Source organism: Hyphobacterium sp., assembly GCF_965228115.1.
Classification (GTDB): domain Bacteria; phylum Pseudomonadota; class Alphaproteobacteria; order Caulobacterales; family Maricaulaceae; genus Hyphobacterium.
Map to the genome: position 1 here is coordinate 369205 of NZ_OZ245794.1, position 14823 is coordinate 384027.

The following is a 14823-nucleotide window of genomic DNA, read 5'->3' on the forward strand; positions in this document are numbered from 1 at the left end:
CACCGGACATCGTGCGGATGTGGCGGAACTGGTAGACGCGCTGGATTTAGGTTCCAGTGCCGCAAGGCGTGGAGGTTCGAGTCCTCTCATCCGCACCATTCCAAACCAGTTTGCTTCGCAAAATTTTCGATCCGGTGGATCGAAAATCGGTTTGGAATGCCCCGGTAGGGGACTGAACGCCGCCCGCCAGAGGCCGGAAATTTGGTCCATTGTACCAAATTTGATCGGTGAATATAGCTCTTTCGTTGTTTCCGTTGCGCGCGGCCCATTTGCCAAGCAAGAACGCGACTGCTGTGGGCCGTACTCACATGAAACGCGCTCAAGGCTGGGGCGCTGGCGGATCTCATCCGCGATGGAATGAACGCAAGCTTTGGCTCGGCAAGCGATGCAATTTTTCGCGCATTGGCTATCGCGCCGCAGTCATGATGAAGGCTCGTCAGATACCGATTGCGTGCGAGAAGCGCACACTCGGCGGACGTTGCTTTCTCGATATCAACTCCAATATCAAGAAATCCAACTATTCAATATAAAATAATATAAGTAAATAATATTTACCAAATAATCGATTTACATGACGCATTAATTATTGTATAAATGTGTTATTATGAATAAACATTATGTATCCATCATGCTGTCGATTGGGTTGATTGGATGTGCATTTGGCCAGCAACCAACGAATTTTTCAGCGCACCCAGCTCGAAATGATCCGAACGCGGCAATTGTTCTCGATGGTGTGGAAGTGAATGGACGCATACGGGCGAACGGCCTGATCGGGATTGTAAGCGTTCCAGGAACGATTTCCTTCCATGAGAGGGAATTCATCTGGACGGCGCGCGACACCATTGATCGGGGTATGTACACAGCGTGGCCGGTTGGCGACACAATTCATTTTCAGGCAAATTACTTGATTGAGAATGGTGAGCAGATCCGCTGGACCGGCGTCTATCAAGAGGGTCAGCTATCCGGTGTTTCCGCGGTGTGGACGCGGATCGAGGGGGACGTCATTCATGACCTTCTGCTGCCCAGCCAAGTTACACTGACATTTACGCCGGATGAAAATTCGGAGGCACGGCAATAATTGCTCTCAGCGATCGGTCCAAAGTCTGACGGGTGTGTCAGCGCTGTTGGAAAGTTGATAATGACGTCAGTTTTTTTTGAATGTCATTTCGTCTCAGTTCAAACGCCTGGGTTGTGAGGAATTGAAAAAATCTCAGAGATTTCACGAAGGCAAGCAGCTGGCTTCCACCAGCGTGAACGGTTTTATTACTTGCTTCGCGCGAGTTGGCTGCGTCCACAGAGCGTCTCAGCCGGCCATTAGCCCATAACTCATGCTTATCCATATGACACCAGCAATCGTGGTGGCGATTTGGATTGTGACGTTCAGCAACACAGCAATTCCCGCGAGTGCGATGGCACGAATGATCCGGCTCAAAAGGGACGGCGCTAACCGGCTTCTGAAGACCGTAATTGCATCAATCAAAAACGCCAGAATTCCGATCAGCACACCAAATTGATTCACTTGACCGCTTGGCACCAACGCAAAAGCCGGAAGCAGAAAAACCATCAAGGAAGCGCCTGGAATCATCATCGCGAATCCGTAACGGACGCGAAGGCCAAAACTGGTTTCGCGCCCCCAGAACGCAAACAGCGGAAAAATCGAAAGAAAGACCAGGAATTGCACAATCGGGACGGCCGCAAACGTCCAATGAGCTGTGGCTCGACCGACCTCCTCATAGGTGACGCCTGCTGGCAAGGCCGCTCCGGAATCGCGAAACCCCTGCGCGAAAGCTTCAACAAGCGGCGTGCCCGTCCCAATCCAGAGGAATTGTAAAAGTGAGGCGATTGCGACAAGCGAAAGCCAAAGCCGAACTGACGGCGTGTAACGGCCATTCCAGTCGTCATCCGATGCCGCGCCGAAATAATCCTGCGGCGACACCCAAAGCACACAGATGGATTTGAGTCCCCGGATGTTGAGGCTGAACAAGTCCCCGGCAATATCATCAAACCCGATATTTTTTTTCATATTCGTCCCAAGTTTCATCTATGCCGATGCTGAAATAATTCAGACAATGCCATTCGGCGTAATCGTTATGCACCGCTTGAAACTGCATTGCGGGAGTTGGCTGATGGGCAGCGCTGACTGTGTTCGTTTAGGGGGGCGGGCGAGTTCAGATTAGAAACAACCCTTATTCCTGGCTCGCCGACCGCAAAATCTTCTCCATCGCCTTGCCTCTGGCGAGCTCGTCGATGAGTTTATCTAGATAGCGGATCTCCCGCATCGTCTTTTCCTTGACCTTCTCGACACGCACGCCGCACACCACGCCTTTGATCTGGGTCCGATCCGGATTCATTTTGGGCGCGGTCGCGAAGAAGGTTTCAAAATCTCGCTTGTCATCCAGCGCGACCGAAAGGGCCGTTGCGTCATATCCGGTCAGCCAGTCAATGATCTGATCGACTTCGGCCTTGGAGCGCCCCTTTTTCTCGGCCTTTTTGACATAGTGCGGATATACGCTGGCAAAACTCATGCGATAGACGCGCTCGTTAGACATTGAAATTAGCTTTCGTTGTCTTGCTCGTCATAGCGCCTGGAAAAATCGGTCTCTTCGCCCCGAGCCAGCATCTTGGCTTGATCCACCCAGAACTCGCGTTCAATCCGATCGCGGAAATTCAAACGCTCGCGGAAGTCATCGACATCGGCTTGTGTCCAGGCCGCAATCTGCTCGAACCGGGTAACACCGGCGGCGTTCAGTTTTCCTTCAATCACCGGTCCGATTCCGCTAATGCGCTTGAGGTCATCCGGCGGCAGTTCTTCCGGCGATGCTGCCACAAACCCGGCCGCCGGTGCGCTGGATTGCAACTCTTGCACCTGGGACCGAAGCTGGAGCCGGTTTGCCTTACACTCGTCGAGCTCGCCTTCCAGCACGGCTATCCGCGATTGCAGTGCATGGTCCTGCTCGCCCTCACCGGACCCTTTGCGATTAAACCACCAGCCGATCAAAAGGCCGATCAGGAAGGCGATGAGAAGAAGAATCGCAATTTCTACAATTAGATAGGTCATTGTGCGTCTCCCCCAAGACCTGAAATGGTTATCTCGACCCGCCGGTTGGCGGCTTGACCTTCAGCAGTTTCATTCGAGGCAATCGCTCGATCAAATCCATATCCACGCGCAATCATCCGCGAGCGTGAAATTCCGTCGGCAACCATGTAGTCGACGACTGATTGCGCCCGGCCAAGGCTAAGCTGCCGATTGGCTTCGGCTGTGCCGATATTATCAGTGTGACCCGCAACGGTCAGAATGGCACGCGGGCACGAATTGGCTATTTCTGCCAATCGATCGAGCAAGGCATGACTGGCCGGATCAATCTCCACAGAATCGAAGGCAAACTGGATCGATTGTTCTTGCAGCGCTGCATTGAAGGCATTCTGGCAATTGGCAAATCGATCCAGAATGGATTGATCAGTTATATCGGCGAGCGCAAATCCTTGAATACCGTCCTCAACTTCGCTCGGCAAAGTCATGCGGTCATGGGCTCGCCTGACACCCCAGACGGCATCAACGATCTCCAGCGCGCGATCCCGCAACTCTGTATTCGGCGCAAGGCCATGCACATAGGCGTCACGACCGTCCATCTCAATCGACGCAAAGCCCAACGCGTTATCGGTCAGCGCGTCCCGCGACCACTCACCAAGCTCATTTTCAATGGGCTGCGCTTTAATCAGATTACCAGCGACAACAATCAAGGCTGCGAGTATTGCCAGAAGTACATAACGCATGTCCCAGTCCCCCAACCGGCCTAGTTACGTTAACTTCCATTAACGAAAGGCGGGATGAAGCGTTGTGTCAAGCGGTTATTGGGCCAGATGCGAATAGTTCATTAGAAGTCAATCAACGCATACTGCAATCTGTCCCGCCTGTGCCCGTTGCATAGGGAGGGGGGCCGTGACATAACCCGCGCCTTCGCACGCGCGGGGTCGCATGCTCCAGCGCGAAGATCACTCATATCAGGACTGACCCAATGCAAGTCACAGAAAAAGCCAATGAAGGCTTGAGCCGCACCTTTGAAGTCGTGATCCCGTCCAGGGATCTGCAGGCTCGCCTCGACGCCAAGATCAACGAAATCCGCCCCCAGGTGCGCTTGAAGGGCTTCCGCCCCGGAAAAGTGCCGGCCGCGCACATCAAGAAGGTGTTTGGCGAAAGCATTCTTGGCGATCTTCTGAATGACGAGTTGTTGCCGCAAACCATCGACTCGACCCTGAAAGAACGGTCGATAGAGCCGGCGTCTCAGCCGCAAGTCGATGTGAAGTCCGACCCGAAAGAACTGATCGGCGGTTCGGATTTTACGTTCGAAATTTCGCTCGACATCATGCCGGACTTTGAGGCCCCCGATCCTAAAAAGCTGACCGTTCAGCGCCCCGTTGCGGAAGTCGAAGACGCCCAGATTGATGAAGCGCTGGCCGAGCTTGCAAGCGAAAGCAAGGCCTACAAGGAAAAATCCGCAAAAACGGCTAAGGCAGCAGAAGGCGATGCAGTCACAATCGACTTCGTTGGAAAACTTGATGGCGACGCGTTTGAAGGCGGTTCTGCGGAAGACGCCCGCGTGGTCATCGGCGATGGCGCGTTTATCCCTGGTTTTGAAGAGCAGCTGATCGGCGCGAAAAAAGGCGAAGAGCGCGAGCTGAAGGTGACCTTCCCGGAGGACTATCAGGCTAAACATCTCGCCGGAAAAGAAGCGGTTTTCGAAACCACGATAAAGCTGATCGAGGCGCCTGCGGAGTCCAAAATCGATGATGATCTGGCCAAACGGCTGGGTCTTGAATCGCTCGATTCACTCAAGGACGCGCTGAAGCAGCGCTTTGAACGTGAACACGCTGGCCAGTCCCGCATGCGGGCCAAACGGTCGCTGCTGGATTCCCTCGATACCAATAAAGACTTCGACTTGCCGCCCAGCATGGTCGATCAGGAATTCAACAATATCTGGGCTCAGGTCAGCCAGGCCATTGAAGCCGACCAACTCGATGATGAGGACAAGGAAAAGTCTGAAGACGAGTTGAAGGCTGAGTATAAAGACATTGCAGAGCGCCGCGTGCGCCTTGGCCTGGTACTCGCCAAGATCGGTCAGGGCTCGAATGTTGAGGTTACGCAGGAGGAAATTTCCCGCGCGATCAATCAGGAAGCGCAACGCTTCCCCGGTCAGGAACAACAAGTCGTCGAGTTCTACTCAAAGAACCCGAATGCCGTTGCTCAGGTCCGTGCCCCGATTTACGAAGAGAAGGTCGTCGACTACGTCCTCGAGCTTGCCAAGGTCGAAGATGTGACAGTGAGCCGTGACGCTCTGTTCTCGGATGAGGATGACATTCTGACGGGAAAAAAACCGGCCAAGAAAAAAGCACCGGCAAAGAAAGCCGCCGCCAAAAAGCCGGCTGCGAAAAAAGCTCCGGCGAATAAAGCCGCTGCGAAAAAGCCAGCCGCCAAGAAGGCTCCGGCGAAGAAAGCGGCCGCCAAGAAAAAATAGCTCAGCTGAGCCATTGCTGACATCAGCCAGACGCCCCGCCTTGCGCGGGGCGTTTTGCGTCGCGATATTTGAAAACAGAGAGCAAAGACGAATCGGTCCAGCGTCCTGCCGGATCGCAAATGCCTGGAGCGCGTGATGAGAGATCCTGAAGACGTAATGATGAACCTTGTCCCGATGGTGGTGGAGCAATCCAGCCGCGGAGAACGCGCTTACGATATTTTTTCCCGGCTTTTGAAGGAACGCATCATCTTCGTGACCGGTCCGGTTGAAGACGGCATGGCCAGCCTGATCGTGGCGCAGCTGCTGTTTCTGGAATCGGAAAATCCGAAAAAAGAAATTGCGATGTACATCAACTCGCCGGGCGGCGTGGTGACGTCCGGCATGGCGATCTATGACACGATGCAATACATCCGCAGCCCTGTAGCCACCGCGTGCATTGGCATGGCGGCCTCCATGGGCTCGCTATTGTTGACGGCGGGCCATCCGGACATGCGTTCAGCCACGCCAAATGCGCGGATCATGGTTCATCAGCCCTCAGGCGGTTTCCGGGGGCAGGCTTCGGATATCGAGCGTCATGCCGAAGACATCATCAAGACAAAGCGTCGCCTGAATGAGGTTTACGTCAAACACACCGGTCGGACTTATGATGAGGTCGAGGCCAAGCTGGATCGGGACACCTTCATGTCCTCTGACGAGGCCAAGGAGTGGGGTTTGATCGACCATGTATATGCCTCACGCGAAGAGCAAACCGGCGGTGATAGCTGATAAAATCAGCGTTTCGGCCTTGCTCAAACCGCTTGGCATGTGGTCGAATTGGGTGTGTGATTACGTTTCGCTAAGGTTCGGCCCCGATCTTGCGTGGGTGGAATCGTAAGCGCGACACACTGGGTAGCGTGCCGTATGAGGGCGGATTGAGAGCATGAGCAAGTCATCGAATAACGGCGGCGAGGCGAAAAATACGCTCTACTGTTCGTTTTGCGGCAAGAGCCAGCACGAAGTTCGTAAGCTGATCGCAGGGCCGACAGTGTTCATCTGCGATGAATGCGTCGAGCTTTGCATGGATATTATTCGCGAGGAGAACAAGACCTCGCTGGTGAAATCCAAAGAGGGCGTTCCGACGCCGACCGAAATCTACAAGGTTTTGAATGACTATGTGATTGGTCAGGATCAAGCCAAGCGCGTGCTCGCTGTGGCGGTCCACAATCATTACAAGCGTCTCAACCATGCAACGCAGAATCAGGACGTCGAACTCGCCAAATCCAACATCCTTCTAATCGGCCCGACCGGCTGCGGTAAAACGCTGTTGGCCCAGACGCTGGCGCGCATCATCGATGTGCCGTTTACGATGGCCGATGCCACCACTCTGACCGAAGCGGGTTATGTCGGTGAGGACGTTGAAAACATCGTCCTGAAACTTCTGCAATCGGCCGACTATAATGTGGAGCGCGCCCAGCGCGGCATCGTCTATATCGACGAGATCGACAAGATTTCCCGCAAGTCCGATAACCCGTCCATCACCCGTGACGTGTCAGGTGAGGGCGTGCAGCAGGCCTTGCTGAAAATTATGGAAGGCACCGTCGCCTCTGTGCCGCCGCAAGGTGGCCGCAAGCATCCGCAGCAGGAGTTCCTGCAAGTCGACACCACGAACATCCTGTTCATTGTCGGTGGCGCGTTTGCTGGCCTGGAGAAAGTCATTTCCCAACGCGGGAAGGGCTCGTCTATCGGCTTTGGCGCCGATGTGAAAGAGGCCGATGATCGCCGCACAGGTGATATTCTCCGCGAGGTGGAGCCGGATGATCTGCAGCGCTTTGGTCTGATCCCGGAATTTATTGGCCGCTTGCCGGTCATTGCGACCCTTGAAGACCTCGACGAAGACGCGCTGATCCAGATCCTGACACAGCCGAAAAACGCGCTGGTCAAGCAGTATCAACGCCTGTTCGAGATGGAAGGCGCCAGCCTGACCTTCACCGAGGATGCGCTCAACGAGATCGCCAAAAAAGCGATCACCCGGAAAACCGGGGCCCGTGGTCTGCGCTCCATTATGGAGGGCATCCTGCTCGAAACCATGTTCGATCTGCCGGGCATGGAGGGCGTAGATGAAGTCGTCGTCAATGGCGACGTTGTTGAAGGCGATGGTAAGCCGCTCTTCATCTATGCCGAGAAGGCTGAGGAAGAGGCCGAAGATAAACGGCCCACCGCGTCCTGACGCGGATGACACGCGGCTGGTTGAAATGCCAGCCCGCATCGACCATCTGAAGGTGGAAGCTGGGAAAGCTGTGCAAGACGCCGCATGGGTGCGCTTGCAGCGCTGCGAATCGGATCAGCATGATCGGAACGCAGCGCGCGTGTTCGAGGATAAAATATGACCGAAACCAAGATTCTTCCGCTCCTGCCCCTTCGCGACATTGTGGTCTTCCCCCACATGATCGTGCCGCTTTTTGTCGGCCGCGATAAATCCGTGGCAGCGCTGGAAGAAGTCATGCGCGCGGACAAGCAGATTTTGCTCGCCACGCAGAAAAACGCTGGAGACGACGAGCCGAGCGTAGAAAACATCCACCAGACAGGTGTGATTGCCTCTGTGCTTCAGCTTTTGAAGCTGCCCGACGGTACCGTGAAAGTCCTTGTCGAGGGCGGGACACGCATTCAGATCGACCGCTATCTTGAAAACGCCTCTTATTTTGAGGCGGAAGCTGTATTGCTCGACGATGAGGTGGGTGATCTGTCCGAAATGGAAGCGCTGATGCGCGCGGCCTCCGAAAAATTTGATGATTACGTCAAGCTCAACAAAAAGGTGCCGCCGGACGCCTTGAGTACCATCAAGGAGGTAGCGGAGCCGTCCAAGTTGGCGGACGCCATCGCCGCTCACCTGGCTGTCAAGATCAATGAAAAACAATCTCTGCTGGAACAGCTGAGCGTGGCCCGCCGGCTGGAGCAGGTGATGGGTCTGATGGAGGGCGAAATTTCCGTCCTTCAGGTGGAGAAGAAAATCCGCAGCCGCGTGAAGCGCCAGATGGAAAAGACGCAGCGCGAATATTACCTCAACGAGCAAATGAAGGCGATCCAGCGCGAGTTGGGCGAGCAAGACGATAGCCGTGAGGAACTTGCGGAAATCGAAGAGAAAATCGAAAAGGCCAAACTCTCCAAAGAGGCTCGCGAGAAAGCGGAACAGGAATTTCGCAAGCTCAAGCAGATGAGCCCGATGTCGGCGGAGGCAACAGTCGTCCGCAACTATCTCGATTGGATGACGTCTTTGCCGTGGGGCAAGCGCAAGCGGCTAAAGAAAGATCTGATCGAAGCCGAGAAGACATTGGATGCCGATCACTACGGGCTGGAGAAAGTCAAGGAACGCATCCTGGAGCATCTGGCGGTGCAAGTACGCGCCAAAAAGCTGAAAGGGCCGATCCTGTGTCTGGTCGGACCGCCCGGCGTAGGTAAGACCTCACTGGGTAAGTCCATCGCCAAAGCGACGGGGCGAGAATTTGTGCGCATGTCACTTGGCGGCGTGCGCGATGAAGCGGAAATCCGCGGTCACCGCCGGACTTATATTGGCTCAATGCCGGGGCGGATCATCCAGGCTTTGAAAAAGAAAAAATCGACCAATCCGCTTTTCCTGCTTGATGAGATCGACAAGCTGGGCGCGGACTATCGCGGCGATCCGTCAGCCGCACTCCTGGAGGTACTGGATCCGGAACAGAACTCCACCTTCGCGGATCACTATCTGGAAGTGGACTATGATCTGTCCGACATCATGTTCGTGACCACGGCCAACTCGCTGAACATGCCGCAACCCCTTCTGGATCGGATGGAGATCATCCGTATTGCCGGCTACACCGAAGATGAAAAGGTCGAGATCGCTCAGCGTCACCTGCTGCCCAAACAGGTGAAGAACCATGCGCTCAAAAAGGACGAGTTCGAGGTCAAGGAAGAAGCGATCCGCGATCTCATTCGCTATTACTCACGCGAAGCCGGTGTCCGCAATTTGGAACGCGAACTCGCCAATTTGGCCCGAAAGTCTGTGCGTCAGATCGAAAGCGGGAAGGCCAAGTCGGTGACCATCTCGTCTGACAATCTCGGCGAGTTCGCCGGGGTCAGAAAACACCGCTTTGGTGAAACGGATGCCGAGGACAAGATCGGTGTGGTTACAGGCCTGGCCTGGACGGAAGTCGGCGGTGATCTTCTGACCATCGAAGCTGTAAAGATGTCCGGCAGGGGCAAGATGACCGTCACGGGTAATCTGCGCGATGTAATGAAAGAATCGATCTCGGCGGCAAATTCCTTCGTCCAGGCGAGGGCGCCCAAGTTGGGTGTGAAGCCGACCGTTTTCCGGGCAACGGACATTCACGTCCACGTGCCGGAAGGGGCCACGCCGAAGGATGGGCCGTCTGCCGGTATCGGCATGATGACGGCTATCGTTTCGGTGCTGAACCAGATCCCGGTGCGCAAGGACATCGCCATGACAGGCGAGATCACGCTTCGCGGCCGCGTCCTTCCGATTGGCGGCTTGAAAGAAAAGCTGCTGGCGGCGCTCCGTGGTGGGGTGAAAACCGTGCTGATCCCGATCGATAATGAAAAAGACCTCGCGGAAATCCCTGACAATGTGAAGGAGGGGCTGGAAATCATCCCTGTTTCTACCGTCGAGGAAGTTCTCGAGCACGCCCTTGTCGAGCAGATCGAGCCGGCAGAGTGGACGGAAGCTGACGAGGCCGCGCTTGCCGCCTTGTCGACCACACCGCCGTCCGGTTCCGGTGGGAGCCAAGTGGCGCATTAGCGGCCGCTTCAAAACAGGTTCTACAGCTAAGGGCGGTCCTTTTAGGGCCGCCCTTTCACGTTTCATATAGGTTGATTTCGGGTGTGCCAATTCGCGCATTGCGCGATCAGTTTATACGTGTATTTGCTTTAGTATTAACTAGAAGGGGAAGGCAGACATGCGACATCGTCTAGCGATACTGATTTTGGCGGGAGTTGGGCTTTCGCTTCTATCGTTTTCGAGCGTTTCGGCGCAAACGCAAGCGGAAGCTGAAGCAGAGCCGACTGATATTCTGATCCTCTACACAGCGGGTATGGAGGCAGAATACGGTGTCGGGCTGAGAGATCGCGTCGATGATTTTGTTCGTTATGCCAATGGTTCATTTATTGCCGCAGGACGATCAGGTGGTGTCCGGCTTGTTGGGCTACGTTACATCAACTACTCGGACACCGAGGCAAATCTAAGCGATTCATCTGGCAACCCACTTTCCGATGACTTTCTCGACAACACCAACCCCTTTATTCCACCCCAAAGTCAGAACTATTCAGGTGCCGTCGAGTTCTTGAGAACGGATGCCTATGTTAGACAACTTAGGGACGGTACCAGCGCAGACCTGGTTGCTATTTTTCGACCTTATGTCTTTGAGCACGGAAGCTGTGGAATAGTGATCGATATTCCGGCGGCCCGGTCAACGCCACCGTCCACCGGTGATGGGGCAACGGAAATTCAAGCATTCAGGTCGGGTTTTGTTTTTCAAAGTGCCCGTGAAGCCTTGGCCCATATGGCCGTGAGTGTTGACGAGCCAGGAGGGGCATGTCGGGGTGATTGGACCTTGGCGCATGAAATGGGGCACTTGTTCAGCCTCCGCCATGCGGGAACAGGCGGGTTTGCCTCTGTAAGTTATGCACGCGGATACCGCTTTGAAACCACGAGCCCGCCGGGTGCCTACAACACCATTATGATCTTCGGGTCTGATATTGACGGACGTGAGGTGTTCTCTGACCCGACGCGAATGTGTGAGGCAACATCCGGCATATCGCAGCCCTGCGGTATCGCGCAGAACCTTCCGGCGGAAGCCGGCTTTGATGCCGCGCGGGCTCTGCGTGAAAACCTGACGCTGACAACTTACTATCGTGACTTTGTGCCAGGCACCCAAATTAGAGCTGCGGCTCTTCCCAATGCTCGTGCCATCACTTTGGATCAAGGGGCGGTCGTCACGTATTCCGCCAACATGATCAACCCCTCAAGCACCACCGCGATGTCTTGTGGTGTCGAATTGCCGGGTGCGGAATCCAGTTTCAGTTTTCAGAGGCTTGAGGACCCGGACGGTGACGGTATCTACTCACTCGCTGGAACTCCAAATACCGAATTCAATCTTGGTCCTGGTGCCACCCAGAACTTGCATCTGGCATATTATCCGCAAAGCAATAATCTTGACGGCCAGTTGCTTGGGTTTGAATTCTATTGTGACGATCGACGTTCAGCGCGATCCAGCGCCGGGGTGAATGCGGCCTTTTTAACAACCAGTCCGGCTTCTCAACCTATTCCAGACATCATTTCGACTGCGTCAACGCCGACGACTCCGCCAGTGCCAGATGATGGAATACTCGAAGTGCCGCAAGGAAGTTGGGCGGCCTTCGCGGGCTCTGCGCAGAATATTGGCGCTGCCAGTGGTAACCTGGTCGTGTCGCCCGTGTCGCCTGATGAGTTGCTTGGTAATGGAAACGATCTTGCCGGTGCCGAGTTAGAGATTTGCCGCACGAATCCCTCAACCGGGATATGCATGACAACGCGCGGTGCAAACTTCAGCGTCGCGGCTTCTGTCACCACGTTTACTTACACCGTCTGGGTAAGGGGGGCGAACGCCGCTGGAAATTCCATCGATTTGAAACTGGCGCCGGCCGATAATCGCGTGTTTATCGAGTTTGAAGGGCAATCAAACGGATTGCTGCTCGGTGCAACAAGTGTTGCGGTTTGTACAACGAATAACAGTAACTGTATTCCTGACTAACGCGTCCGACCTTGCCGCCGCCCCGTCGTGTTGGGGGCGGCGTTTTGCATTCTGGCTGCATGCTGGCGTTTTCATTTATGCTGCGCCTGCTAACGCTTGGGCCGAAAGCAGGAGAACAGCATGGCGCAGGATGCTCTTAACAAGCTACGCCAGGAAATCGACGGCACAGATCGCGACATATTGCGGCTTTGTGCCCAGCGCGCCTCGCTTGGTGTGCAAATTGCGCGCGCCAAGGCAGAATTGGGCGAGGCCGTCCGCGACCCCGCCCGGGAACGGGACGTGCTTCGAAAGGCGGTCGCGGATGGCGAGGTTCTTGGACTGGACCCGGCGGCAGTGGAAAAACTCTATCAAACGCTGATTGAGCTTTCACTGAGTGGCCAACGCGCGGAGCTGGATGCGCGGGCAAGCGAGATCGAAGGCGAGGCGCGGGTCGCGTATCTTGGCGGACCGGGCACATACTCGCATTTTGCGGTGCAAGCCCACTATGCCGGACGGCACGCTGCGACGGCGCCTGTTGTGCGCCGGGATTTCCCGTCAATTGTAAAAGCGGTGGAAGAGGGGGAGGCCGATTACGCCTTCCTGCCCATCGAAAACACGACGACCGGCAGCATCAACGAGGTCTATGATCTCTTGCTGGATACGCCGCTGAAGATTGCCGGCGAGCATCATTATCGCGTGCGCCACTGTGTGGTCGGAAAGGGGACGTCGCTTAGTGGTGTTTCCACGATCTACGGCCATCCCCAAGCGCTGGCCCAATGCCGCCGTTTCCTGTCGGGGCTGGAGGGGATAACTCAACGCTTTGCCAGCTCCTCGACGCGGGCCCTGGAACACGCGATGGAGGAGGGCGGCCAGTCGGCGGCCATTGCCGGTGCAGATGCGGCCCGCCTGTTTGGTCTCAACGTCATCGAAGGCCAGGCCAGCGATGCAGGCGAAAACTACACCCGTTTTGTCTCGCTCGCGAAAGACCCGAAACCACCGGCGCCCGGCTTGCCTTGCAAAACCACCATTGTTTTCCAGACCGCACACACGCCCGGTGCTCTAGTGGATGGGCTGGCCGCCTTTCGCGATGAGGGGATCAATCTTGCGCGGCTGGAAAGCCGCCCGGTTCCGGGCGTTCCCTGGGAAGAAATGTTCATTCTCGACATTGAGGCCAACCTGCAGACGCCGCAGTGTCAACGCGCGATGGCGGCGCTGGAAAAGTGCGCGTCGAGCCTTCGCATCCTGGGCTGTTACGGGGCCGATCGGCTGGCACCGTCATCGGTACTTCACGAACGGGAATAAAGCCGCTATCTAGCGCACTGGAAGGGCGGTTAGCTCAGCTGGGAGAGCATCTCGTTTACACCGAGAGGGTCGGGGGTTCGAACCCCTCACCGCCCACCATTCACCGGCGCTCGCCAAAGGCGGGAAATTTGATCCGGTGGATCAAATTTGGTCGGTGAATATAGCTTTTCATTGTTTCCGTTGCGCGCGGCCCTGGTGGCAAGCGCGAACATTGTTGCATTGGGCCGTGCTCACATGAAACGCGCTCAAGGCTGCGACCTTGTGGGGTCTTTGCGCAAAAACCTTTGTCCCTGCCAAGCATCTGCAGAACACGGAGAAACCCGCTTGACCCGCTTCGCGGGCTTGCGTAAACGTCGCGGCCTCCCGCAAGGGAAGGAATGGCCCAAGCGGGTGTAGCTCAGTTGGTTAGAGCGCCGGCCTGTCACGCCGGAGGCCGCGGGTTCGAGTCCCGTCACTCGCGCCATTTCCTTGTTCGAAACAAGCCGTCCGTCAGGGCGGCTTTTTCATTTCCGGGTCTAACAATTGGCCTTCGTGCATCCTATCTGCCCGGCAACAGAAGGATTCCCGAATGACGAACGCAAGAACCGCCCTCGTAACCGGCGCCAATCGCGGCATTGGGTTTGAAATCGCGCGCGGCTTGAAGGCCAAAGGCTTGACTGTTTTGGTTGCCGCGCGCCGTTTATCCGATGCGGAAGCAGCCGCTGCAGAGATCGGCGCAAACGCGATCCAGCTCGATGTCAGCGATACTCAGAGCATTGAATCTGCGCTGAAACAGACCGGTCCGATTGATGTGCTTGTGAACAATGCTGGTGTGCTATCGCATGATCCGGTCCTGGAAAATCCGGCCGCCTTTGATGACGCTATCGCGGTGATGCTGAAGGGCCCATATGAGCTGATCCGGCGCGTGGCTCCTGGCATGGTGACGCGCGGCTATGGCCGGATCGTCAATGTTTCCTCCCAATGGGGTTCGTTCGCTTCCGGATTGAATGGGCCGGGTCCTTACGGGTTGGCCAAGGCGGCATTAAATGGACTGACGGTATCTGTTGCCCGCGACATGCCAGATAGTGTCAAGGTCAATTCCATGTGTCCCGGCTGGGTCCGCACCCGCATGGGCGGTTCGGCGGCGTCCAAATCTCCCGAGGAAGGAGCAGACACGGCCATCTGGCTTGCAACCCTTCCGGAGAACGGGCCAACGGGCGGCTTCTTTCAGGACCGCCGCGCGATTGCGTGGTAGGGCAATAAGCGCTTTTCCTCGCGGCATATCCCTAATT

At 55.7% G+C, this 14823-nt stretch carries 13 protein-coding genes and 3 tRNA genes; 12 read left to right on the forward strand and 4 right to left on the reverse strand.

Annotation, left to right across the window (positions count from 1 at the left end; genetic code table 11):
* Positions 1 to 13: 13 nt before the first annotated feature.
* From ACO079_RS02280 to ACO079_RS02290, 3 genes are all read left to right on the forward strand, one after another.
* Positions 14 to 98, forward strand: a tRNA-Leu gene (locus ACO079_RS02280).
* A gap of 210 nt (positions 99 to 308) precedes the next feature.
* Positions 309 to 530, forward strand: coding sequence for a hypothetical protein (locus ACO079_RS02285; RefSeq protein WP_421791479.1), 222 nt, complete (start codon positions 309 to 311; stop codon positions 528 to 530).
* 74 nt (positions 531 to 604) lie between these two features.
* Positions 605 to 1078, forward strand: coding sequence for a hypothetical protein (locus tag ACO079_RS02290; RefSeq protein WP_421791480.1), 474 nt, complete (start codon positions 605 to 607; stop codon positions 1076 to 1078).
* 225 nt (positions 1079 to 1303) lie between these two features.
* On the opposite strand, the gene ACO079_RS02295 is transcribed toward ACO079_RS02290, so the two are convergent.
* From ACO079_RS02295 to ACO079_RS02310, 4 genes are all read right to left on the reverse strand, one after another.
* Positions 1304 to 2023, reverse strand: a complete 720-nt coding sequence (locus tag ACO079_RS02295) for a hypothetical protein (protein WP_421791481.1) — start codon at positions 2021 to 2023, stop codon at positions 1304 to 1306.
* 163 nt (positions 2024 to 2186) lie between these two features.
* Entirely contained in the window at positions 2187 to 2549 is a 363-nt protein-coding gene (locus ACO079_RS02300) for a DUF2200 domain-containing protein (protein ID WP_421791482.1), read from the reverse strand.
* Positions 2550 to 2554: 5 nt separating this feature from the next.
* The gene (locus ACO079_RS02305) at positions 2555 to 3058 is read right to left on the reverse strand and encodes a hypothetical protein (RefSeq protein WP_421791483.1); all 504 of its coding nucleotides are present in this window, start codon (positions 3056 to 3058) and stop codon (positions 2555 to 2557) included.
* On the reverse strand, positions 3055 to 3774 hold the full coding sequence (locus ACO079_RS02310; protein WP_421791484.1) for an OmpA family protein: 720 nt from the start codon (positions 3772 to 3774) through the stop codon (positions 3055 to 3057). Before ACO079_RS02310 ends, ACO079_RS02305 begins: the two co-directional genes overlap by 4 nt.
* Before the next feature lie 242 nt (positions 3775 to 4016).
* On the opposite strand from ACO079_RS02310, the gene tig reads away from it, so the two are divergent.
* The 9 genes from tig (at position 4017) to ACO079_RS02355 (ending at position 14786) form a co-directional block, all read left to right on the forward strand.
* Positions 4017 to 5513, forward strand: a complete 1497-nt coding sequence (gene tig, locus ACO079_RS02315) for a trigger factor (protein ID WP_421791485.1) — start codon at positions 4017 to 4019, stop codon at positions 5511 to 5513.
* A gap of 135 nt (positions 5514 to 5648) precedes the next feature.
* Positions 5649 to 6278: an ATP-dependent Clp protease proteolytic subunit gene (locus ACO079_RS02320; protein WP_421791486.1), complete on the forward strand. Its 630-nt coding sequence runs from the start codon at positions 5649 to 5651 to the stop codon at positions 6276 to 6278.
* 154 nt (positions 6279 to 6432) lie between these two features.
* Entirely contained in the window at positions 6433 to 7719 is a 1287-nt protein-coding gene (gene clpX, locus ACO079_RS02325) for an ATP-dependent Clp protease ATP-binding subunit ClpX (RefSeq protein WP_421791487.1), read from the forward strand.
* A gap of 156 nt (positions 7720 to 7875) precedes the next feature.
* Positions 7876 to 10281 (forward strand): endopeptidase La, encoded by a 2406-nt coding sequence (gene lon, locus ACO079_RS02330; RefSeq protein ID WP_421791488.1) that lies wholly within the window; start codon positions 7876 to 7878, stop codon positions 10279 to 10281.
* A 157-nt stretch (positions 10282 to 10438) separates the two neighbouring features.
* The gene (locus ACO079_RS02335) at positions 10439 to 12271 is read left to right on the forward strand and encodes a zinc-dependent metalloprotease family protein (protein ID WP_421791489.1); all 1833 of its coding nucleotides are present in this window, start codon (positions 10439 to 10441) and stop codon (positions 12269 to 12271) included.
* A gap of 120 nt (positions 12272 to 12391) precedes the next feature.
* On the forward strand, positions 12392 to 13552 hold the full coding sequence (locus ACO079_RS02340) for a bifunctional chorismate mutase/prephenate dehydratase (RefSeq protein ID WP_421791490.1): 1161 nt from the start codon (positions 12392 to 12394) through the stop codon (positions 13550 to 13552).
* Between the two features lie 23 nt (positions 13553 to 13575).
* Positions 13576 to 13651, forward strand: a tRNA-Val gene (locus tag ACO079_RS02345).
* A gap of 287 nt (positions 13652 to 13938) precedes the next feature.
* Positions 13939 to 14015: transfer RNA gene (locus ACO079_RS02350), tRNA-Asp, on the forward strand.
* Positions 14016 to 14120: 105 nt separating this feature from the next.
* Positions 14121 to 14786, forward strand: coding sequence for an SDR family NAD(P)-dependent oxidoreductase (locus tag ACO079_RS02355; RefSeq protein ID WP_421791491.1), 666 nt, complete (start codon positions 14121 to 14123; stop codon positions 14784 to 14786).
* Positions 14787 to 14823 lie beyond the last annotated feature (37 nt).